General features: G+C 46.4%; 1 protein-coding gene and 1 pseudogene. Both read left to right on the top strand.

Translation table 11 applies throughout. The features are described 5' to 3' along the window. Positions 1-216 (top strand): tail protein X (locus tag ACFINZ_RS12020; protein ID WP_375701649.1); only part of this gene is annotated, 216 nt, incomplete at its 5' end. Continuing rightward, a pseudogene (locus ACFINZ_RS12025) lies at positions 216-541 on the top strand (late control protein); the annotation flags it as partial. The gene ACFINZ_RS12020 and the pseudogene ACFINZ_RS12025, both read left to right, overlap by 1 nt.

Genomic DNA, 541 nt, shown 5'->3' on the forward strand with positions numbered 1-541 from the left:
GATATGAGTCTCGATCTCCTCTGCTTTCAACATGCCATGGCTGTGTTAGGGGACCGTTCTCAAGTTGGATTATTAAATGGCTATTGTGAAGCCACATTGGAAGCCAATCCAGAGATTGCCAAATATGGTCCAATTTTACCGCGAGGCTTAACGGTCATTCTGCCTGAATTTATCCCCCAAGAAAAGAACCGCGTGGTGAAACGGTTATGGGATTAATGCGCACACACCCTTTTATTGTGGTTAAGGTGGGAGAAAAACCTGTTCATGAAGTTTTTTACCAACGTCTTTTAACGGCAACCATCACAGACAATGCGGGTAATGAAGCCGATACATTCGAGGCGGAATTAGATGATAGCGGCAATGATTTAGAGATTCCCTCCAGTAACAGTGCGCTCCATGTCACCTTTGGCTATCAGGACAGCATTCGTGCCTTTATGGGGCGTTTTGTTGTGGAGACGGTGATCAGTTGTGGGGGCAGTGATGGAGAGATTTTGCGCCTTTGTGGCAAAAGTGCCTCGATGTGTGCGGAGATCAAAGAACA

It is taken from the genome of Bartonella sp. AA81SXKL, assembly GCF_042196945.1.
Classification (GTDB): Bacteria; Pseudomonadota; Alphaproteobacteria; order Rhizobiales; family Rhizobiaceae; genus Bartonella.